At 56.6% G+C, this 22,621-nt stretch carries 11 protein-coding genes; 3 read left to right on the forward strand and 8 right to left on the reverse strand.

Annotation, left to right across the window (positions count from 1 at the left end; all coding sequences use genetic code 11):
• Window positions 1-8: 8 nt before the first annotated feature.
• The 7 genes from NQ492_RS08250 to NQ492_RS08280 all read right to left on the reverse strand — a co-directional run bounded on the left by NQ492_RS08250 (window position 9) and on the right by NQ492_RS08280 (window position 14,781).
• The gene (locus NQ492_RS08250) at window positions 9-2,393 is read right to left on the reverse strand and encodes a S8 family serine peptidase (RefSeq protein WP_015548099.1); all 2,385 of its coding nucleotides are present in this window, start codon (window positions 2,391-2,393) and stop codon (window positions 9-11) included.
• Between the two features lie 67 nt (window positions 2,394-2,460).
• Entirely contained in the window at window positions 2,461-3,426 is a 966-nt protein-coding gene (locus tag NQ492_RS08255) for a DUF4302 domain-containing protein (RefSeq protein ID WP_015548100.1), read from the reverse strand.
• Window positions 3,427-3,435: 9 nt separating this feature from the next.
• Complete coding sequence (locus tag NQ492_RS08260; RefSeq protein WP_015548101.1) at window positions 3,436-4,320, reverse strand: putative zinc-binding metallopeptidase; 885 nt, start codon at window positions 4,318-4,320, stop codon at window positions 3,436-3,438.
• A gap of 28 nt (window positions 4,321-4,348) precedes the next feature.
• On the reverse strand, window positions 4,349-6,028 hold the full coding sequence (locus tag NQ492_RS08265; protein ID WP_015548102.1) for a RagB/SusD family nutrient uptake outer membrane protein: 1,680 nt from the start codon (window positions 6,026-6,028) through the stop codon (window positions 4,349-4,351).
• A gap of 12 nt (window positions 6,029-6,040) precedes the next feature.
• Window positions 6,041-9,361 carry a SusC/RagA family TonB-linked outer membrane protein gene (locus NQ492_RS08270; protein WP_015548103.1) on the reverse strand — a complete coding sequence of 1,107 codons (3,321 nt, stop codon included), beginning with the start codon at window positions 9,359-9,361 and terminating at the stop codon, window positions 6,041-6,043.
• A gap of 88 nt (window positions 9,362-9,449) precedes the next feature.
• The gene (locus tag NQ492_RS08275; protein WP_015548104.1) at window positions 9,450-10,526 is read right to left on the reverse strand and encodes a BACON domain-containing protein; all 1,077 of its coding nucleotides are present in this window, start codon (window positions 10,524-10,526) and stop codon (window positions 9,450-9,452) included.
• Window positions 10,527-10,707: 181 nt separating this feature from the next.
• Window positions 10,708-14,781, reverse strand: coding sequence for a hybrid sensor histidine kinase/response regulator transcription factor (locus NQ492_RS08280; protein WP_015548105.1), 4,074 nt, complete (start codon window positions 14,779-14,781; stop codon window positions 10,708-10,710).
• A gap of 249 nt (window positions 14,782-15,030) precedes the next feature.
• Here NQ492_RS08280 and NQ492_RS08285 point away from each other — a divergent pair, with 249 nt between their 5' ends.
• The 3 genes from NQ492_RS08285 (at window position 15,031) to NQ492_RS08295 (ending at window position 21,082) form a co-directional block, all read left to right on the forward strand.
• Complete coding sequence (locus NQ492_RS08285; RefSeq protein ID WP_259872882.1) at window positions 15,031-16,335, forward strand: 3-keto-disaccharide hydrolase; 1,305 nt, start codon at window positions 15,031-15,033, stop codon at window positions 16,333-16,335.
• Between the two features lie 88 nt (window positions 16,336-16,423).
• Window positions 16,424-17,704: a Gfo/Idh/MocA family oxidoreductase gene (locus tag NQ492_RS08290; RefSeq protein ID WP_015547244.1), complete on the forward strand. Its 1,281-nt coding sequence runs from the start codon at window positions 16,424-16,426 to the stop codon at window positions 17,702-17,704.
• Window positions 17,705-17,728: 24 nt separating this feature from the next.
• Window positions 17,729-21,082 (forward strand): DUF1080 domain-containing protein, encoded by a 3,354-nt coding sequence (locus NQ492_RS08295; protein ID WP_259872883.1) that lies wholly within the window; start codon window positions 17,729-17,731, stop codon window positions 21,080-21,082.
• A 586-nt stretch (window positions 21,083-21,668) separates the two neighbouring features.
• Here NQ492_RS08295 and NQ492_RS08300 read toward each other — a convergent pair.
• Window positions 21,669-22,610 carry a UDP-glucuronic acid decarboxylase family protein gene (locus tag NQ492_RS08300; RefSeq protein WP_149886923.1) on the reverse strand — a complete coding sequence of 314 codons (942 nt, stop codon included), beginning with the start codon at window positions 22,608-22,610 and terminating at the stop codon, window positions 21,669-21,671.
• Between the last annotated feature and the right edge of the window lie 11 nt (window positions 22,611-22,621).

A 22,621-nucleotide genomic window follows, 5' to 3' on the forward strand; every position in this document is an offset into this window, starting at 1 on the left:
GTTTGCGGTTATCGTTTGATGATATGGCTGTTGAGTTTGCGGCCGCGGCACTCGACCGTGCAGCTGTAAGTCCCGGGAGAAAGCCCGGATACGTCGATGCGCCCCGTGTTACCGTTGTCGCCGGCACGGACCGAAACCTGCGTAGCGAGCACCTGCTGCCCCGCCGCATTGTGGAGCCGGATGGGAAAATCGCCCTCGGCGTCCGGAATGCGTACGTTGAGTACATCACGGCATGGGTTGGGGAAAAGCTCCATCGCAACGCCCGTACCGTCGACGATCACCTGGAATTCCGAAGTCGCCGCGGCGCCGTCGAGGTCTCTTGCCGTTACGGTCAGCGTCGTGCGGCCCGCAGCGCAGGGCCGTACGAGCAGTTCCGAATCCTGTACGCGGCACTCCACGACCTTTTCCGCGGAAGGCGAAACAAAGTAGGAGAGCCGATCGCCCGGAGCATCGGCATCGGTAAAATAAAGTTGAAGATCGATGCTCCTGCCCGCTTTGTCGTCACTTTGCAGAAAGAGGTTCGGAATGGGAACGGTTGCCTCGGGCGGGGTATTTTCCCCGGTCCGGACGGAGATGACGGCCGGGCGGGACGGAACGCCCGACGGACTTCGGCCGACGATTGCCAAGCAATAGATTTGCCGCGGCTCCAGCCCCTCGATCCGACAGGCGAAGGTCTCACCGAGACCCGCATCGGAAGCAAAAGTGTGTCTGACGGCCGTAGCAGGAATGTCGTCGACCGTAGCGGCCGAAAATGTCCGGGTGTCGATGTAAACGTCGAATGATGAGACCGGACGCTCCAGATAGCATCGCGGAACACGCCACGACAGTTCCGCATGGGTGCGGTATCCCGAAACCGCAATCGTACGTTCGTCGACCGGATCCGGCCGGGTATCATAGAAAAGAACGTATTCGGCATCGACCAGTCCGTTACCGAGCATTCCGGCATACTCGGGATTGATCGTTTCCGTAAACTGCTTTCGGCCCGAACCCACGAGCATTTCCCGCAATTTCTCGCTGGTGAACCCCGGTCCTTGCACGCCGAATGCGGCGACAGCCAAGGCCGCAATGCCCGAAACCTGTGGCGCGGCCATCGAGGTTCCTGCGGAGTAACCGTAACCGCCGTTCGTCGTGGTGCTGAAAACGCGGAATCGTTCGTCGCCGGTAGCATGGCCGCCCAAAGCCGCGAGGTCGATCCACGGACCGTAGTTGGACCCGGCGACCTTACGACCGTCGATGCCCAGCGACGCTACGGCCACCACTTTCTCGTAGGCTCCCGGGAACACCGGGTCGGAAATGCCGTCGTTGCCCGCGGCAAAAATGACGATGCCGCCTTTCATGGGACCTGTCTGATTGCCGTTCTCATCGCACCCGGCATACTCGATAAAATAGTCGATGGCCGCTTTACCCGACTGCGACAAGTCCGGAAGACCGGGGACATAAGTCCAGCTGTTCTGGCTGATGACGGCCCCATGGTCGGCCGTCCAGACCATGATCTCCTCGATCGTCGCGGCATCGCGTCCCGGCTCGTCGAAAATCTGGCAACTCATCAGCCGCACACCGCTTCCGGGCGTTCCGTCGCCCCCCGCGATGCCGCAGACGCCGATGCCGTTGTTGTTGACGGCGCCGATCGTACCTGCGACATGCGTGCCGTGGCTGCTGGGGGTGATCTCCGTATTATGGCGGCAGAAGTTGTAGCCGCAGGCGCCCTGTCCGTCGCGCCAGATATTCGCTGCCAGATCGGGATGCGTATAGTCGATGCCGCCGTCCACCACGGCGACGACGACGTCTTTATGTCCGGTGCTGACGCTCCATGCCGGAAAAATGTTGAGGTCGGCCACGGCCGTCGATCCGACCGCAGCGCCCACCCGGTGGTAAATCCACTGATTGACCAGCAGCGGATCATCGAATCCGGGGATTGCGACATTGTCCGAACCTGAGGTGCGGCTGAAATCGGCTTGCGAGACCGTCGCCCCGGCGGGAACCATACGCGGAACAGGTTCGATGCACTCGACTTCATCCACCCGGCCGAAGCGTTCCATGGCCTCGGCGACAGAAATCGCCCCGGAGAAATGAACGTCGTACCACAGATGAAGTCCGGCCCTGCGGCGGCGTTCGCGGAAACGGTCGCCATCGGAAAAGACACGCTGTACGGCAGTTGCCCCGGCACGGGTGGCGGCGGCATCGAATGCAGCGATTCCCGAGCCGGAACCGCTGCGGGTAAAGGCACGGGTGTCGAGTTCGGCTGCCGTTTCGCGCAGCTTAATACGGAATACGCCGGGTATGTAAAACTCCTGCATCGGGGTTTGTCCGACGCCGGGAGCCGGGCCGGATTCCGGGTCTCTGGTACAGGCCGTCAGCAGGAGGAGCGTCAGAAAGAAAGAGAAGTGTTTCATCGGTTTTAAAGGAAAAAGGTCCGGAGCCGGCAGACGGCATCCGGACCGAATAAACATTTCTTAAGGATCACGGAACCAATTTGATGTCGAGAAACGAGTCGGTGCAAACGTAACAATCCGATGCCGAGGTAGGTCCCAATTGCCATTTGAAGGTTTGCACCGTCTGGTTCGGAAGTCCGAACAATTCACCCCGAAACGTGTAGGGGGCATAAAACTGCATGATGCCGTCTGGCAGGTAGATGACGCTGACGGGATCATTGGCTTCGACCGTTTCGTAGACCGGTTTCCCATGTTCGTCCACCTTCGGCCGTCCATAATCGTCGAAGGCTTGTTGGCGATAACTGTAGCGGAACGACCAAACTTTGCTGGCGGCATATTGCCGGAAATTGGTCGTCAGCGTCGCGTTGGGCCGCGTGAGTGTCCCGATTTGTTCGCCATTGGCCATTACCTTGAATTCGGTCTCGGTGATCGCCAATTGGCTGCTGCGGATGGTTTCGAGGTAACTCTCCGGCGTGTATTGTCCCGAAAGCGGCGTCATGCGAATCCGGTTGCCGGTTTTAATGCCCCGCAGAATGATTTCATCGAAAGCCGGAGAGAGCGACATGAACGTGAATTCGTAATCTCCTTTCCATCCTTGGTAGCCGGCGCCGTTGTCTCCGGGAAACGAGAAGAAATGCAGGTAATCGTTATGGGTCGCAAATTTCAGCATGGGACCGGTCGAGAATTCGACCCGATATTCCGATTCCGTCCGCAGCGGGTCGGCTTCGACGAAAGTGCTCCCCTCGAACCAGGCCTTAACCATACGGTCATCCTGGAATTCGACGATATAAATCCAACCGCCATAACCGAGATTCTCGTCAGGGAAATACTCCATCACCCATGTCTTCCCGGCCTGCAATGCGAATTTGTAGCGTTCAAGCGTCTGCTCGATCCGGGTCGAGGTCGACTCGCTGAAGTTATTTTCCGAATCGTCGCATGCAACGGCTGAGAATAACAGCCCAGCCAGCAGTAATATATTGATTCTCTTTTTCATACATTCAGTTTAATCTTCAAGATTTGTCCAGTCGATGTCTCCGAGTTCGGAAAGACGGCGCAGGTAGATGTCGCTCCACTTCGCAACGTCCACGCCAAAATCGTCGCGGAGCCATGCGATGAGAATCGAGCGCTTCTTCTCGATTTTGGCGCGGCCGTCCGCGCTTTCGATCGAGGAGAGCATTGCCTCCCACTCCTCCTCGCTCATGCTGATCAGGCGTCCGCCCGTTTCGGCGATGTCCTCTGCGGGACTCGAACGTGCATACTTCGAAACGAAGCCCAGCTCCATGTAGTCATTACCGCTTTGGGCATACTTGTCACCCACATAATCGCTTTGCGTAATGGTATCGTAGTCGCTCGGTACGGGATATGTACCATCGAGGATATGCATGAACTCATGAAGCATCGTTCCGGCGATTCGTTCGCTGTCCTTTTCCCGGTCGAAAAATTTTACGCCGAGAACATTGATTTGAAGGCCATTTTCAGCCGATGCCAGCACGGTGTTTCCGGTGCTGCTGATCTCAAAACTGCCCACCAAATAGAGTACCCGCGGGAAATAACTCTTTGCGAAGAGCAATGGATCTTTCTGATCGGACATCAGTTCCGCCATGGCGTCAAGCGTCGAGTATTTGATCAGTTTGGCCACCTCGATCGATTTGTCCACGGGCGGCGGCGAGACCCAGTAGTTGAAGTGGGTTTCGCGGTCAGGCATGCGGTATTCGAAACGAATGTTGTAAGGTTCCGTATAGTGCCGGTCGAGCCAGAAATCGAACTCGGTCTTTTCCTCGGCGGGATCGACAAAGATGCTTTTGCCGTCCGGTTCGTCCTTGTCGCATGAGGTCGTTGCGCCTGCGACAAGCAGAAGCAAGAACAGGGATATGATTGTCGGTTGCATAATTCAATATAAATATTTGGCGAATTGGTTATTGGCAGAACGGATGGTCAGGACGATTCTCATTGCGGGGATTCGCCTCCAATCCGGCTGTGATAACCTCTTGAGGCAGTTGGAGCGCACGTCGAAGATCTTTCTCGCCGAGCGTGGCCGCAACAGTGAATCCGGTTGTATTGTCATCGTTGTAGGCCGAGTCGTCGAAACGATCAATCACGATGCCGTAGCGTTTGATGTCCCCCCAACGCAGTCCGTCGGCGATGGTCTCAATGCGGCGGCAAAAGAGCGTGGTCTGAATAAGGTGCTCCTGTTCACCAGCCTCGACTGTAAAGCCGTGGGGATGGAGCGGCTTGCGCGATGTCGGCTCCAAAGCGGTGTATTCGGCGATGTATCGATCCGATGACGGATCACCGTAGACCTCGGCGATGCGTTCGCGGGTCAGAGATTCGATGCCGTTCTGTCCGACCAGATAGAAAGAGCCGATCCAGGCATTGAGGTCGGCAACTGCCTTGTCGTACTCCTTGAGATGGACATAGGCCTCTGCACGGCTCAACACCGTTTCATTGGTTGTGAACGCCACCATCGTCGAACGACCGATTCCTACGCCGGTTACCGGGTCGGTTACCTCCCACTGGTTGGGCCATTTGGGCATGTAGATCTTGTTGACATCGTTGTCCTGCCAAATGAAAGGAGGATGCTGGTAGACCTTTTCGATGCAGTTGTCCTTCCACCGGTCCCACGGACCGCCCATCGGCCGCTTCGCGCGGTAGGTCTCCCTCTTGGCGACGCGGTAGTTGTGAGTGAAGCGCGCGCCGGAGTTGCTCCAGGCGTTAAAAAGCGATCCGTTACCGGTCACCATGGGAATCATCAGCAGGTTGAACGAGTGTCCGACGCTGATGTAGTCGAGGGTACGGACCGAGCCGTCCCAGGCCAGCTGCTTGACTGCCGCCCAGTCGCGCATGACGGTCGAAGGGGCACTGCCGAGGACCTCGGAGGCGTATTCGACCACCTTTTCCCACTTCAGATAATAGAGGTTGAAGCGCGTGGCAAAGGCATAGGCGGCGCTGCGGTTGAAGTGGTACTTCGGAACCGCATAGTTGGCATCGCTGACCAGAGGAAGCGCCTCCTCGATATCCCGGTCGATTTTCTCATATACCTCCTTGAGATTGTCCCGGTGATAAACCGGATTGAGCGTCGTTTCGGGAGCTTCCATGTAAGGGACTCCCAGGTATTCGCCACTTTTTTCAGGATGATAAGGGAGACAATAGAGCATCGTGAGGCAAAAATGCGAATAGGCCCGGCAAAGCAGGGCCTCGGCTTTGGCCGGAAGCAATTCTTTGGGCGTACCCTGTTTTTCGATCGCTTCCAGAGCGGTGTTGGCTGCGGCAATCGCGGAGTAGTAGGCCTGCCAGGTATTTTTGTTGCTATCGTTCTCGGCCTCGTTCATGTCCATCCAGTAGCTGTTGTGCTCCAGCAGCAGGCTGGTGTTAGGATTGTTCGCTCCCATGTCGTCGCAGTTGTCCGATGCAATTTCGCACATGCGGGTGAAACTGCGTGAAGGATAGGCCGACACGAGCAGCCGGTTGATTTTGTCCGGCGTATCGAGCTCAGTACGGTTGTCGGGCAGTTCGTCGAGGAAATCGTTGCAGGCAGCGAGTGTGAGCGAACCGGCGCCGAGAAGCATTATGCGTGATATCAGTTGTTTGATTTTCATGGCGGAGCGGGTTTAGAAGCTGACACGAAGCGTCAGCGTGAATTGTTTGGGCATCGGTACTGCAACACCTCCCGTATTGAAAAACTCGGGATCCTGGCCTTGCAGCTTTTTGTCCGAATAGATCAAAAACGGGTTGGTTGCCTGGAATTTGAGCGACAATCCGCTCATGCGCAATTTCGAAGAGACCGATTGCGGAAAATCGTACGAGAGTGAGATCTCTTTCATGCGGATGAAATCGCCTTTGGCGACCCGTACATCAGAGTAATTGTAGGCGCTGTACGCGACGTAGAGATTGGAAATATCGTTATTCTGTCGCGTGCTGGCGATAACCGGGACATTGGTCCGTCGTTCGTCGCCGGGATTGAGGTAGCGATTGGCGAATTCCCGAGGCATGGCCGTCAGATCGGAATAACCGTTCGAGAAAATCGGATCGAGACGGACGACGTTTCCAAAGGAGTAGGTCATGAAGAGGTTGAGCGTGAATCCCTTCCACTTAAAGATATTACCCAGGCTGCCCGTGATGGTAGGATCGACAGGACCTTCATAGACGAGGTTGCTCATATTCACAGTCTCCTGGAACTGGATGTTCGTTGAGGTAATGCTGCCGTCAGCAGCGAGGAACGTCGGGATGCCCATCTCGTTAAGTCCCTTGAATTTCAGGGAAAAGAGCGAACCGCGCGGCGTACCCTCCATCGAGTAACCTGTGCCGGTGATATAATCGATCATGCGCGTCATGGTTTTGAGTTTGGTTACCTCGTTGTCCATCCAGGCAAAGATGAAATTGGTCTGCCATTTGAAGTTTTTACGTTCGATATTGCGGGTGAAAAGCGAAAGTTCCACACCCTGCGATTTCATCTCCGCGACATTACCCTGCTTATCCACGGCACCGCCCAAACCCATTGTTACAACGTTGCCGATCAGGTCGAAATTATTGCGTCGGTAGGCGTCCATCGAGAGAGTGATGCGGTCGTCGAGGAATCCCATGTCGAGGCCGACATTTAACTCATGCTTTTTTTCATAGGTCAGTTCCGAATTCTCAGGAGCTGAAATACTCAATGCAGGTTCCCGGATTTCAGTCGCACCACGCCACGGGTTCAGCGGATAGATCGTAGCCGTGGAGTTATTGACCCATGTGGGGCCCCGGTCGGCAGTGAGGCTGTAAGAGAGTCGCAGCGCAAGGCTGGAGAAGGCCGGACGCAACGATTCGAAGAATGACTCCTGGTCGATGCTCCACTTGCCGGCGATATTCCAGGTCGGCAACCAGCGCGCCTTACGCGATCGGCCCAACCGGTTGGAACCCTCGTAACGGAGCGTACCGTTGATCGTATAGCGGTAGTCGTAGGAATAGGAGAATGTGCCGGCGAAGGCGGCGTTGCGTTCCCGTGTATTGGACAGGCTGTAATACTGGGTGTTTTCCTCCAGTTGTTTCTTAAACAGATCCAGGATGTAGAACGGCGTTTCGCCCATGTCGTATTGCAGGCCCCAGCCCTGGAACGAGGTGGCGCGGCGGTCGATGGCATTGACTTCCACAATGCCGAACAGATTCAGAATGTGCTTGTCGTTGAACGTGTCGTTGTAGCTGATCGAAGCCCGGAAATCGCGGCTCTTGGCGCGGAAGTCGCTCCGTTTGTAGATACCACCCTGGGGAAGGATCGAGTATTTGTCACGGTTCGGCTCATCGGGATTGTCGTAAAGGTAGGGATTGTTGCTCTGAATGATTGAGGTGGCCATCGAACGGTAGGCCTGCGCCTGGTTCGAACTGTCCTCGATGTGATGCTCGGTGCTCGAAGCCTGATATTTGATTGCCCCAAGGGCCGAAACTTCGACTTTCGGAGTAATCTTCCATTTGAGTTCAGCCTGGAATTTTACGTCGCTCACGTTCAAGTCCATATAGTTCTTGGACAACTCGTCCTTGATGTTGAACGGAGTGTAATTGCGTGTGTAGAATTCATCAGGGTCGAGCGTGCGCGACGAACGCAATGCATAGGAGTAGGGGTTGATGTCGAAATCGCGTTTGACGGTTCCGAACACAGGGTCTACCTCCGACGAGAGCGATCCCGGTGCACGCTGTTCGCGGTACGAAGCGTTGCCGATGAGGTTCAGCGTCAGCTTGTCCTTGAGAATGTGCTGCGTGGTATTGACCAGAAGCGTGTAGCGGTTCACCTTGCTTTGGATGCTCCATCCCGGATCGACCATCGCACCGACGGAAGCGTAATACGAGCCTTTTTCACTGCCCGAGGAGATGCTGGCCGAGTGGCTGTGCTGAATGCTGTTGCGGAAGAGTTCCTTGAACCAGTCGGTATTGCGGAACTCCGCCTGTCGCAGGTAGGCGTTGCGCCCTTCGGGGGTGTTCAGCACGGCGAACTGCCCTGTGGCAGGGTCGTAGGTGTTGATCAGTTGCGACAACTTGCCGTAGACGCCGCTTTCCGAGCGGTAAACGGTATTGGCATAGTTGAGCCATCCCTTGTCGTACATCTCCTGGTAGACGGCCATCTGCTCTTGCGAATTCATGATGTTGAAGTTCGAGTAGCTGGGAACCATACGCATCGTGAATTCGCCGGTGTAACTGACTTTCGTAATACCGGGCGTGCCTTTCTTCGTGGTGATGACGATGACTCCGGCCATGGCGCGGGCGCCGTAGATCGAGGTTGCCGAACCATCCTTGAGAATCTGGAAACTCTCGATGTCATCGGCGTTAAGTCCGGCGATGGCCGAACTGATGAGCGTCGTGGCGTCGCCCGACGACAAGGAATTGGCGTCGACGTTGATCACATCCTCCATGATCACACCGTCCACCACCCACAACGGCTTGGAGTCTCCGAAGATCGACGTAGCGCCGCGAATGCGGATTTTCGGGGCGGCGCCGAAAGTTCCGGAAACGTTTTGCACGGACACGCCGGCAGAACGGCCTTCAAGACCGCGGCTGATTTCACTGATGCCGTCCAGTTTGACATCCGAGGCCAATAGTTGGTCCGTGGCTCCGGTGAAGATACGCTTGTCCATCTTTTGCATACCGGTCACTACGACCGATGCGATTTCTTGTGCGCTCGCTTTGAGTATGAAATCCATGCGGTCGGCATCGACCTTCTTCTCGACCGGATCGTATCCCAGAAAGGAGACACGCAGTACGGCTCCGGAGGGGACATTTTTGAGTGTATAAAGCCCGTCGATCGCTGCCGTGGCGGCATTGTTCGTGCCGACGACCTGGACGACGGCGCCCGTCAGCGGCGTACCGTCCTCTTCGGATACCGTGCCTGTTACCACGCGGTTCTGTGCCGAAGCCCGGCACACCACTGCCATGGCGAGCAGAATGAGTATGGTCAGTTTTTTCATTGGTCAGTCATTGAAATTCTTGGTTCCGGGGCGCAGGCAGGGCCGCGGTCGGCAAAAGTCGCGGCCCGCCCGCTGCATTCGGAGTCGGTTAGTAGTTTTTGGAAAGTTCCAGTGCGTTGGTTAAACAGAGCTGCCCGGTAAACGACCAATACCGGTCGTTGTTCTCCCAGAAACAGAGCGTCTTGGCCTCCCGGCCATTGCCCTGGCCGTTATCGCTGAACACGAGCTGGATCGTGCCTGCATTTTCATCGAAGACAGGTTCCGCCGCCCAGGCGACCACGCCCGCCTGTGACCAGATATAGTTGCCTTGCCCGTTATTCGGGCCATTGAAATGGAGGGTGTAGAACTTTGTTCCCGAAAAACCCAGTTCCTGACCGGTCTGAATGACCACTTTGCCATCGGCGAACTCCGCCGTAAAGGGATAATCCTTGAGTGCGGGATCGTTGATGGTGACCTTGTACGAATATTGATTTTCCTTGGCGGAGAATGTGACCGACGAGAGATTCTGGATGCTCCCGGCAAAAATATCGGTTTTGGTTACGTTCCACGTGCCGAGCAGGAAATCATAGGTGCTCTTTTTAGGTTGTATAAGCGTAACGATCACCGGATCGCCTTCTTCAGGTGTAAACTCCGCGCGCCCCTTCACCTCGACACGGCTCGACGCCTTGTTCGATGTGAAACTGACGCTCGCGCCGTCTTCGCTCTTCGAGAACGAGAACGCGTTATTCGGGTTCTCTGTGAGTTTTACATCGTAGACTCCGGAGCAGGTTACCGCAACGGAGAGCGTGCGGTCCGTATCGGAGAAGATGAGCGTCGAGGGTACAACGACAAGCCCCCTGAATTTATCCTGAACAACGTTGATCAGCAACGGCTTGAGTCCTTCCGCCTTCACGGTGACCGTGGCTGAACGCTCCTCTGAGCCCGTATACGCAAGAACGTTGAAATTGACGGTCGAGCCGATGACTGCAGTACGACACCACGATTCGCTCGACTCCGCCGTTACATCCCGGCCACCGGCATCTACAATAGCACTGGCAAGACCGCCCTTGTAGTCGAATTTTTCACGCGTAATACTTCGGAGTGAAACAGATGTAGGATCGTCATCCTTCTCGCATCCGGTCAACAAGGCCAAGGAAGCCAGCAAGAAAAGTAAGTAATGTTTCATATGGGTAATTTTGGGTTGGTTGATTCCGCATTGTCAATCCTGGCCGGCTGATACTGCGACCTGCCGAATTCAATGTAAAATTACTGAATCCGGGATTCCGTGTTGAAAAATATCGTTCACTTTTACGATAAAATCGGCTCGGAGGCCCCGGGAGTTGAGAAATGGCTCATTCTGCCCCTGGCTACTGCGTTCCGGGGTCCTGCTTTTCGAGGAATTCCGTCGGAAGAACCCCGAACTGCTTGGCAAAACATTTGGCGAAATAGGACGACGAACTGAAACCGGTAAGAAATCCGATTTCGGTAATGCGGTATCGGCCTTCAATGATCATCCGTTTCGCCTCGTTCAAACGAATGAGTTTCATAAAATCGTTTGGCGTCAAGCCCGTAACGGCTTTCAGTTTTCGGAAAATCAGCGTGCGGCCCATCGCCAACTCACGAGCAAGAAGTCCCACGGACAAATCCGGATTCCGCATATGGGCGATGATCACGTCGCGGCATTTAAGGATGAACTCTTCGTCCAACCGGTTCTGTTGAGAACCCGTATCGAATTCGGTCATGAATTTGCCTGCATAGAAGCGCCGGATTTCATCACGCGTACGAAGCAGGCTGAAAATCTGCGCTTTGAGCTGGTCAGGCGAGAACGGTTTCTCGATATAGGCGTCAGCGCCGCATTCGAAACCCTCGATTTTAGAGCTTATGCCAGTCCGAGCCGTGAGTAAGATCACAGGGATATGGCTTGTGGAAATGTCGTTTTTGATACGCCGACAGAGCTCTATTCCATCGATGTCGGCCATCATGATGTCGCTTACGACCAAATCGGGATCGTTGTTTCGAAGCAGGTTGAGCGCCTGGCTCCCGCTATCCGTTGAGATAACAAAATAATCGTTTCCGAGCACCTTGACCAAAAAATCGAGGATATTGCTGTCATCATCTACAACCATGACTGTATGGCGGACCGTCATATCGGAGGGCCGTTGTATCGCCAGGTCCGTTCCGGGTTCTTTCTGCGGCTGCGATTGCCCGACGGTTTCCGTATTGAGACGTGTCTCCACACGAATATCCATCTTTTCGCTCGCAGGTTCAGGGATGAATGCCGTCAGCAGCGCTCCGGATTTGCCGTCCGGACGTTCTGTCGCCGTAATTGTTCCGCCCATCAGGCGGATGAAGATTCGGCACAGATGCAAGCCAATTCCGACTCCGGACGCGAATCCGTTGTTCCGAGTTTGGTAAAAAGCTTCGAAAACCTTTTCCCGCTCTTCAGCCGGGATACCGGGACCGTCGTCCCACACTTCCATCACAAGACCGTCGTCTCTGCGATCGATGCAAATGTGGATTTCTTCTGCGGCGAAACGCAGAGCGTTGGACAACAGGTTACTTATGATTTTGGTCAGCGCCTCCCGGTCGGTGATTTGCATCAGGCGATTAGGGATCTCTTCGATCAAACGGATGCGCCGCTGTTGCGCCGTGGGACCAAACATAGCCAATTGCTCCCGGACGAGCTGGCCGACATCGCAGATATCGTAGCGGAGTCTGTATTTGTTCGAATCGATCTTCCGGAAATCGAGCAGTTGGTTGACCAGCGAATGAAGTCGGTGGTAATTTTGCTTGATAACAGCCAGATACTCTCCGTCCTCCTCGGAAATCCGATGCGATTTCATGACTTGTTCCAGCGGCCCAATAATCAGGCTCAAAGGAGTTCGGATCTCATGGGTGATATTGGTAAAGAAACTGATGCGTTGCTCGTAGAGATTCCGTTCGTTCTCGCGTTTGACCGATTCGATCTTCTCTCGCTGCTGTTGCTCGGTACGCCGCATCCAGTAATACAGACCGACAGCGATTACGATAAGCGTCAGTACCACGTAACCTGCCAAAGCACCTTTCGACCGGAAAAACGACGGCTGGATACGAATCCAGAGTTTCGTCTCATCAGAATTCCATTGCATGTCGCCGTTGCCAACCTGCACCCGAAAACAATATTCTCCGGGACGCAGGTTATTGTAGTTGACCGAAGCGTTCCGGCTATCGGTCATGGACCAATGATCGTCGAGTCCGTCGAGTCGGTAACGGTAGCGGCAATCTCCCGGAAAGAGGTAGGTTGGCGAAACGAAACGGAATCCCACCGAGGTCTGGCGGTGCGACAGCGTGATCTTCCGGGTGTATTCGACAGGAACCGAAAGCGGCGAGCTTCCGTCTTCCGCATGGGATACAGGCAGTCCGTTAAGCGAAAATCGGGTGATTATGACCGGATAGAGGTTCAAGTTGCCCATGATGTCATGGGGGGGGGTGAACGTACATATACCATCGGTCGTACCCAGCACGATGCGCCCGTCGGAAGTGAGGATACCCGAATTGGACATAAATTGTTCGGTGTGAAGCCCGTCGGCGCGCGAATAACGTTTCAATTGTCCAGTTGCGGGATAAAAGACGATCAGCCCCCTGTCCGTCGTGATCCAGAGTCTGTCGTTTTCAGGGATGATCCGCTGAATGATCTTACTGGGCAGAGGCAAGGTTTCATGGCGAACGAAACCGTCCTTTTCGTTATAACTGCAAAGTCCGTAACCGTTGGTTCCGATCCACAACCGGTTCGTGCGGTCGACGGCAAGCGTGTTGACCGCATTGCGGCTGATCGTCGCAGGGTCGTCGGGATCGTACCGGTAGTGCTGCAGGAGGTCGGTACGGGCATCGTAGGAGTAGAGGCCGTCTTCGTTCGTCGCGATCCAAAGACGGCCAGCATGATCCTCCGTAATGTCTGAAATACGCACCTTGGGGTCGCGTGTCACAAAACGATCTTCAAACCGGTCGTAATAAAAAAGCCCCACGGAAGTTCCGGCCCAAATGCGGCCGCTGCTGCTCCGGAATAGGACGAAGACACGAGAACTGGGATCCGACGGATCTGCAAGATAGGATTTCACGGTTCGGCTTTTCAAGTCCACGGCTTCGATACCCCGTTGGAAAGCGGCGATCCAGAGCGTTTGGTCATCGACAAGCATTGAAAAGACGTTGTAAATGGCAGTCCCAACGTTTTGAGCCGTGCGGTACGGAACGACCATGCCGGCATGTCTGTCGAAGAGCAGGATGCCGTCATTTTCGTTTCCCAATAGATACTGCCCGTCTTTCAGTTCACAGACCGCGCTGACGACCTTACCCCGGTCGGAACTATCGTTCTTTCGTGTGGCATAGCAAGTGAAGCTGTTACGGGCCGGGTGAAATTCTACACCCTCATAACAAGATCCGAACCAGAAATTTCCTTCGCGGTCGTATAGAAAAGAGAAGATGTTGCAACACTTGGTACGCATGAAGGGAACTTCAGTGTCCTCTATGGGACGAAGTTCCGATTCAGAAATACGGTAGAGTGTCGCACCACTGTTCGCACAGACAAGCAATTCGCCCGGCGCCCGCTCTGCCAGGCAGTGGATACGTTGCAATCGGCCCTCCCCATTCCTATCGTCATAATTGGTGAAACGGCCTGTGCTCCGGTCGAAGCGATCAAGACCGGAACTTACCGTCCCGAGCCACAACGTGCCGTATGAATCTTCTGTGATGGCATCGATCGAATTATCCGAAATGCAATTCCGTCCGTCTGTTTCCTTCCGGTAATGAGTGAAGCATCCTGTCTGCTTGGAAAAAGCGCACAACCCTTCGCTGTAAGTTCCAATCCATATGGTTCCATCCTTGCTTTCGTAAATGGTAGAGATATAATCCTGCGCGATGGAGGTGTCATCACCGGGAACATGGCGGTAAACCGTAAGGCATTCCGTTACAGGATTCCAGCGAAAAAGCCCCGAATTGACAGTCGCAATCCAAATTTCACCTTCCCTGTCCTCAATGACTTCGGTCGTCTGTCCCGTAACGCATGCTCCGTCGGAAGTTCTGACATCGAAATGTCGGAAACGGTCGGTCGCGGGTGTGTAAATGTCCACGCCGTTATCAAGTGCGAGCCAGATCTGCCCGTGGCTGTCGAGCATCAGCCGGCGGATATTGTTGCTCGAAATGCTCGACCGGTCGCCATCGGTATGGGTGTAACTGCGGAACTCACAGCCGTCGAAACGGCACAATCCGTTGTCGGTTCCGAACCAGATGAATCCTATCGAGTCCTGAACGATGCCATAGACGTGATTGGATGACAGGCCGTCATCCACAGTATAGTTACGCAGATTATGATAAACAGAGGCGTTCGCCGATTCGGCACGCCCCGGCAGAAACAAGATATAGAGTAGAAACAAAAATGCAGCAATACAGCGGAAAATTCGTTTCATAGAAATTTGGATTATTGACAAATGTAATAAATGCAGGACTTTCTACAAAGATAATATGATGCAGAAAAAGGCCAATTTCGTACATCTCGGTGTTGCAAGACGACGTTTCATGACGCGACAATTCGATTTTTCCTTTCCATTCAGATTATTGGCCTCGATATGTACTATTTTATCGTACAGCGGAAAACTTTTCATCTATTTTTACTTCGCGAGACGAGATAAAGAATTACTACTTAAATTTCTATCTTAATGAAATCGAACCCAAGCCGCACCCTGTTCCGCACGCTCTTCGCGACAGGCCTCCTCGCAGCCGGCCTCTGCTCCTGCTGCCCCAAACACAACACCCTCACCCAGGCCGAAATCGCCGACGGCTGGCAGCTGCTCTTCGACGGCAAAAGCCTCGACCAGTGGAAAGACTTCAACGGAGACTCGCTCACGATGCCCTGGCACGTGGTGGACGGCTGCATCCAGGCCGCGGGCGACGGCAGCGACCTGTCGGGATACATCGTCACCAAAAAGCAGTATGAGAACTTCATCCTCGACTGGGACTGGAAGCTCTCCTACGGCGGCAACAGCGGCATGCTCTACCACGTGGTCGAGAACCCCTATTTCAAGGTTCCCTATGTCACCGGGCCGGAGTACCAGCTGATCGACAACGCAGGCTGGGAGGCCACGAACGCCCCGACCCGGCTCGAAGAGTGGCAGAAACTGGGCGTGGACTACGCCATGCACCTGCCGAATCCCGATTCGCTGCTGGTCAACCCGCAGGGCGAGTGGAACTCGTCGCGCATCGTCTGCGACAACGGCCACGTGGAGCATTGGCTCAACGGCCGCAAGATCCTCGAATTCGAAGCCTGGACCGACGACTGGTTCGCCCGCAAGAACAGCGGCAAATGGGAGACGGCTCCCGAATACGGACTGGCGCACCGCGGCGTGCTGTGCCTCCAGGACCACGGCTACCCCGCTTCGTTCCGCAACCTGAAAATCAAGGAGCTGCCCCGCAAGGCCGGCCGGGAGGTCGAACTCTTCAACGGCCGCGACCTCACGGGATGGGAAGCCTACGGAACCGAGAAATGGTATGTCGACAAGGACGGCCTGCTGGTCTGCGAGAGCGGTCCCGACAAAAAATACGGTTACCTCGCCACGCGCGAATACTACGATGATTTCGACCTGACGGTGGAGTTCAAGCAGCTCGCCAACGGCAACTCCGGCGTCTTTTTCCGCTCGTTCGTCGAGCCGCCGGTGAAGGTCCACGGCTGGCAGTGCGAAGTGGCACCGAAGAACCACGACACGGCGGGCATCTACGAGTCCTACGGCCGCGGATGGCTGGTGCAGATTCCCGACGAGAAGGAGTCGATTCTCAAGGAGGGGGATTGGAACACGCTGCGGCTGAAGGTCCAGGGCGACCGCGTGCAGACGTGGCTCAACGGCGAGGAGATGGTGGACATCACCGACGCGAAAATCGGCGCCGCGCAGGGACGCATCGCCTTGCAGATTCACGACGGAGGAGGCATCAAGGTCCTCTGGCGCAACATCCGGCTGACGACCCTGTAAACAAACGGCGGTTCCCATCCGACGGAACCGCTGTTTTCTCTACCTATTTTATTGACTGCATCCAAAAAAAAACACAACCTGAAATACTATGAGTAACCGCAGAGATTTTCTGAAAAAGGCAGGCGGGCTGGCGCTGCTGACCATCGTGCCGCGCAGCGTGCTCGGAGGCACCAAATTCGTCGCCCCGAGCGACCAGCTCACGAAGGGCATCATCGGCGTGGGCGGCATCGGCAAGAGCAGCTATCATTTCACCTCCAACGATGCATGCCGCCTGGTGGCGGTCTGCGACGTCGACCGCAAACACCTCGAAAGCGCCATCGCGCTGGGCCGCAAGAAGTTCGACAAGACCCTCGAAAGCTATCACGACTACCGGGATCTGATCACCGACCCCAACGTCGACATCGTACACATCGCCACCCCGCCCCACTGGCACGGCATCATGGCCGTCGAGGCGGCCAAGGCCGGCAAGGACATCTGGTGCGAGAAGCCGATGACGCGCACCATCGGCGAGGGCAAGCGCGTGGTGGAGGCCGTCCGGCAGAACGGACGCATCTTCCGCCTGAACACCTGGTTCCGCTTCAAGGACACCTTCTACGGACTGGGCACGACGGTCGAACCGCTCAAGAAACTCGTCGACAGCGGCCTGCTGGGATGGCCCCTCAAGGTGACCATCTCCGGAGCCACGGGATTCACCTGGAAATTCTTCTGGGTGGGGCAGGAGAACCTCAAGCCCCAATCCGTCCCGGAAGAGCTGGACTACGACATGTGGCTCGGCCCGGCGCCCTACAAACCCTACAACAAACACCGCGTGCACGCCACGTTCCGCGGCTACTGGGACTACGACGGCGGCGGACTCACGGATATGGGACAGCACTACATGGACCCCGTGCAGTACCTGTTGGGCAAGGACGACACCTCGCCCGTGAAGATCGAGGTCGACGCTCCGCAGCAGCATCCCGACGCCGTGGGCATCTGGCGCAAGATCGTATACACCTACGACGACGGCTGTCAGATCGTCCTCGAAGGCGAGGGCTACGAAAGCAAGGGCAAGGTCCCCTACATCGAAGGTCCGCTGGGCAAGGTGTATCAGGGTTTCGAGTGCACGATTCCCGACGTCATGGAGAAGATCGCCGAAATGCCCGACCCCGAACCGCAGAACACCGATTTCCTGGCATGCGTGCGCAACCGCGAGCCTTTCGCCCTCGACGAGCTCAAGGGACACCGCAGCTCCACGCTCGTGAACCTCGGGGCATGCGCCCTGCGCCTGAACCGCACGCTGCATTTCGATCCCGACAAGCAGCTCTTCGTCGGAGACGAGGCCGCAAACCGGCTCATCGACCAGCCGATGCGCACGCCGTGGAAAATCTGATAACGTCCAAAACCTGAAAAAAACATGAAAAAGATATTTATCACCATACTCCTCGCCGCCCTGATGCCCTTCGCAGCCGGTGCGCAGGACGCGCGCCAGCGCACCGCCGAGACGATCGTTGCGGACGCCCTGGCCCAACTCCCGGCCCAGACGCCCAAGGCGTTCGACAGCCTGATGCAGGAACTCGCGGCGACCGGAGCCGACGGAATCCGGATGATGGCCGCCATGCTCGTGCCCGCAGCGGAAGGCAAGAACGCCCCCGTGGAATACGCCATCAACGGGGTGGTGAGCTACGTGACCGCCGCAGGCCGCGAAGAGCTGGCGCGGGAGATCCGCGCCGGACTGACGGACGCCGTCGCCGCCTCGACGGACAAACCCAACCAGGCATTCCTGCTCTCGCAGCTGCAACTATGCGCAACGGCGGCCGAAGCCCCCGTATTCGTGAAATACGCCGCGGACGAATACCTCGCCGACTACGCCGTGCGCGGACTGATCTCCACGCCCGGAACCGACGGGGAGATCCTCGCACTGATCGACGCAAGCCCGGCCCCGGACGCCCTGCTGGCCTATGCCGCCGCGGAGAAGCGCCTTGCGGCCGCAGAGCCCGCGCTGCTGAAATGGGCCGCAGACCCCAAGGCCGGCACGCCGACGAAAGAGGCTGTCTATAACGCGCTGGCCAAGTGCGGCACAGCCGCCTCGATCGCGCCGCTCGCAGCAGCCGCAAAGGCCGACGGATACGCCTTCACGAAAACGGACGCAACGGGCGCCTACGTCGCCCTGCTCGCACGGCTCGCGGCAGCAGGAAACAGCAAGGCCGTCGCCGCCGCCAAGGCCCTGCGCAAAACCGGCATGCCGCAGAACGTCCGGGCCGCAGGTCTGGGAATAGTCCTCGGCACGGACGCCAAAAAACAGACGCCGGAACTGCTCGCCGCGCTGAAAGACGCCGACCGCGAATACCGCTGCGCGGCGCTCGACTTCGCCGGCGATTTCGCCGACGACGCCCTCTACGCCGCAGTCGTGAAGAAAATGCCGTCGCTCTCCGACGCCGCGAAAACCGACGTCGTGAGCTGGCTCGGCGCCCGCCACGCCGCATCGCAGGCCAACGCCGTGATCGCGGCCATTTCCTCGGCCGACGAGGAACTGGCCCTGGCCGCCATCCGCGCCGCCGGGAAAATCGGAGGACAGGAGGCGCTCAACGCGCTCGTCGCACAGCTCGGAGGCGCACATGCCAAAGAGGCCTCGGCAGCTCTCGCGGCATTCAACGGAAAGCCCAACGCAGCGTTCGTCGCAGCTCTCGACGGCACGCCCGCCACGCAGGCCAACGCCCTGAAACTCGTGGCAAAAAGGCGCATCACCTCCGCAGCCGACAAGGTGTTCGCGCTGCTGAACTCCCCTGACAGGGAGGTGCGCACGGCAGCCTACGGCGCGCTGGCAGGCGTCACGACCCCCGCGGACTTCAACCGTCTGTGCGGCCTGCTGAACCAGGCGCAGGAGGACGACGTGAAGGCCCTTCAGGCCGGATTGAAGAACGCACTGGCCAAAGAGTCCTCCGACATGCAGTACAAGATGGTGGCAGGGCAGATGGCCGCCGCCCCCGAAAAGGCCCGCTACTATCCCCTGCTGGCGCAGGCCGCCAGCAAAGAGGCGATCGACGCCCTGCTGGCCGCCGACGACCGCCAGGCCGCATTCGCGGCCCTGCTGACGGTTCAAAACCCCGCGATGGTCGACGTGTTGTATGATCTCGCCCGGCAGAACCCCGCATGGACCGACGCCGCAATTTCGCGCTACACGGATTTCGTCTCGAAGTCGCGCAATACGCCCATGCGCAAATACCAGCTATACCGCCGCGGACTGGAGGCGAAACCCTCGCCCAAGGTACAGAACAAACTGCTTAAAGCGCTCTCCAAAACCCCGGTATTCCCGGCGCTGACGCTCGCCATGAACTACATGGACGCACCCGCGACGGCCGAAACCGCCGCAATGGTCGTGAAGACCGTCGCTGCGAAGAACCCCGCGCTGGGAGGAGAAACGGTAGCAGCAGCCCTGAAAAAGGCCCAGGAGGTATATGCCGGACTGGCCAAATCCGACGCCGACGCAGGTTACGCCGTCGACGAGATCAAGGGACTCCTGGCCAAACTCCCCGCAGAGGGATACCTCCCGGTATCGCTCGAACCGAGCGGATGGGAAGCCGTGGTCGGCGATCCCGAGACCCGCAAGGCGATGAAGGCCAAGGCGCTGGCGAAAGCGCAAACAGAGGCCCGGGCCGCGATGGCGAAGAACTGGATCGCAGAAAACGGCGTCCTGACCGGGGCCGCTGACGGAGGAACGATCGGATCGGCGAAAAATTACGAAAACTTCGAACTGATCCTCGACTGGAAGACCGAAGGCGAGGCCGCGATGGGCATCCGCTCGATCCCGCAGATCGCACTCGGAGGAAAGAACTCCGGAGCCTTGACGGGCAACATGCTCCACGACAACGCCGCACCCAAAGCGGCCGCGAACGGCCCGCAGGAGTGGAACACGATGCAGGTGAAGGTGGTCAGCGACCGCGTGACGGTCGTACTCAACGGCGTCACGACCGCCGAGAACGTAATCCTCGAAAACGCATGCAACCGGGAGATTCCCGCCTACGCAGAGGGACAGATCCTGCTCATCGCGGGAAATGCGCCCCTCAACGTCCGCGAAATGTACATCCGCGAACTGCCCGCCACGCCGCGCTTCGAACTCTCGGAGGAAGAGGCTGCCGACGGCTTCGAGGTGCTCTTCGACGGTACGTCGATGCACAAGTGGACCGGGAACACCACCAACTACGTCCCCGTCGACGGAACGATCTACGTGACGGCGCAGTACGGCGGATCGGGCAACCTCTACACCAAGAAGGAGTACGGAGATTTCGTCCTGCGATTCGAATTCGCCTTCGACAGAGAGGGCGTCAACAACGGCATCGGCATACGCACCCCCATGGGCGTCGACGCCGCCTATCACGGCATGGAGATTCAGGTGCTCGACCACGACGCTCCGATCTACAAGAACCTGCGCGTATACCAGCAGCACGGATCGGTCTACGGAATTATCCCGGCCAAACGCGTGAAATTCCCGCCCCTGGGAACATGGAACGTCGAGGAGATACGCGCCGTGGGAGACCGCATCACCGTGACGGTAAACGGCGAGGTGATTCTCGACGGAGACATCCGGCAGGCCTGCCAAGGCCACAACGTGGCCCCCGACGGCGGGAAAAACAACCCCTACACCGTGGACCACAAGAACCATCCCGGACTCTTCAACGCCTCGGGACACATCGGACTGCTCGGACACGGAGCCGGAATCAAGTTCCGAAACATACGAATCAAGGAACTGCCCGCCCCGAAAACGAAATAACAAGGCCGCAGGAAAACCCGCCGCCGAACGGCGGGTTTTCCCGGCCCGGCAGCGGAAATTCACAAATTAACGCTATATTTGTTCCATAGAATATTTATCTACATTATGTAGCTTTCATGTCTTTGTAACGGGAACTTTGACAATTTGAAATGAAATACAAGGAAAATGGCCTTCAGAGTTGACAAATTATTACCTAAAATTTCTCATTGTATTGTTTGTCGGATATTTATGTTTAATTATATTTTGGATGCAAAAGTTTGGAACCCTTTTATCTTAATAAAATAAATCCTTCAATTTCTAAGTTACTATTGCAATAGCTTGTTGATTCAGCCATTTTTTCTTCGATCGAATAAAATTTGCCATCCCGAAAATTTTTCATATCTTGCAAGAGGTTATTTGACATGTGGTATTTTCGTGCAATTAACTGAAAATAAATCGTTACCTTCTCGTTACCTATTCTCCATTAAAGCAATGTAACAACTCGATAAATCAAGTCGTTATATTGCTTTAATCCCGCACCGAATCATCGGTCTGCCGCTTTTTCCTTATAGGTTGTGGCCGTGTTTTTGCACGTGCCGGTCGAGCCTCACCGCCGGATTCCTCCCCGCGAAAGCACCTCCTCGAAGTAGGCGATGGTTTTTAGGAGACCGTCCCGCAGCTGGATTTTCGGCTCCCAGCCGCCGAGCATGTTGCGGGCGAGCGAGATGTCGGACTGCCGCTGCTGGGGATCGTCGGCGGGCAGGGGCAGGTGGACGATCTTCGATTTCGAACCCGTCAGGGAGATCACCTCGCGGGCCAGTTCGGCGATGGTGAATTCGTTCGGGTTGCCGATGTTCACCGGACCGGTGAAGTCGTCGGGCGTGTCGTCCATCATGCGCACCATGACTTCGATCAGGTCGTCGATGTACTGGAACGGACGGCTCTGTCCGCCGTCGCCGTAGATCGTGATATTGTCGCCCCGCAGCGCCTGGACGATGAAATTCGAGACCACGCGGCCGTCGTTGATGTCCATTTTCGGACCGTAGGTGTTGAATATGCGGATGATCTTCACGGGAATGCCGTGTTCGCGGTAGTAGCTCATAAAGAGCGACTCGGCGCAGCGTTTGCCCTCGTCGTAGCACGAGCGGATGCCCAGCGGGTTGACGTGGCCCCAGTAATCCTCGCGCTGGGGGTGGATCAGCGGGTCGCCGTAGACCTCCGAGGTCGAGGCCTGGAGGATTTTCGCCCGGTTGTATTTGGCCATGCCCAGCATGTTGATCGAGCCGATCACCGACGTCTGGGTGGTTTTGATCGGGTCGTGCTGGTAGTAGATCGGCGAAGCGGGGCAGGCGAGGTTGTAGATCTCCTCGATCTCGGCCATGTAGGGATAGACGATGTCGTGGCGGATGACCTCGAAATTGGGGTGCGACAACAAGTGTCGGATGTTGCTTTTGTGACCGGTGAAATAGTTGTCGATGCAGATGATGTCGTTACCTTCCGCGAGCAGCCTTTCGCACAGATGGGAGCCGATCGTATCGCTGGGCTGCATTCCCGAAGGGG

This window comes from Alistipes shahii WAL 8301 (assembly GCF_025145845.1).
In the GTDB taxonomy this organism is placed as follows: Bacteria; Bacteroidota; Bacteroidia; order Bacteroidales; family Rikenellaceae; genus Alistipes; species Alistipes shahii.

Coding starts and splice junctions, on each gene's coding strand:
- NQ492_RS08290 (WP_015547244.1), top strand. CDS start 16,424: ATGAGTAACCGCAGAGATTTTCTGAAAAAGGCAGGCGGGCTGGCGCTG.
- NQ492_RS08280 (WP_015548105.1), bottom strand. CDS start 14,781: ATGAAACGAATTTTCCGCTGTATTGCTGCATTTTTGTTTCTACTCTAT.
- NQ492_RS08270 (WP_015548103.1), bottom strand. CDS start 9,361: ATGAAAAAACTGACCATACTCATTCTGCTCGCCATGGCAGTGGTGTGC.
- NQ492_RS08300 (WP_149886923.1), bottom strand. CDS start 22,610: ATGCAGCCCAGCGATACGATCGGCTCCCATCTGTGCGAAAGGCTGCTC.
- NQ492_RS08265 (WP_015548102.1), bottom strand. CDS start 6,028: ATGAAAATCAAACAACTGATATCACGCATAATGCTTCTCGGCGCCGGT.
- NQ492_RS08295 (WP_259872883.1), top strand. CDS start 17,729: ATGAAAAAGATATTTATCACCATACTCCTCGCCGCCCTGATGCCCTTC.
- NQ492_RS08250 (WP_015548099.1), bottom strand. CDS start 2,393: ATGAAACACTTCTCTTTCTTTCTGACGCTCCTCCTGCTGACGGCCTGT.
- NQ492_RS08260 (WP_015548101.1), bottom strand. CDS start 4,320: ATGCAACCGACAATCATATCCCTGTTCTTGCTTCTGCTTGTCGCAGGC.
- NQ492_RS08275 (WP_015548104.1), bottom strand. CDS start 10,526: ATGAAACATTACTTACTTTTCTTGCTGGCTTCCTTGGCCTTGTTGACC.
- NQ492_RS08285 (WP_259872882.1), top strand. CDS start 15,031: ATGAAATCGAACCCAAGCCGCACCCTGTTCCGCACGCTCTTCGCGACA.
- NQ492_RS08255 (WP_015548100.1), bottom strand. CDS start 3,426: ATGAAAAAGAGAATCAATATATTACTGCTGGCTGGGCTGTTATTCTCA.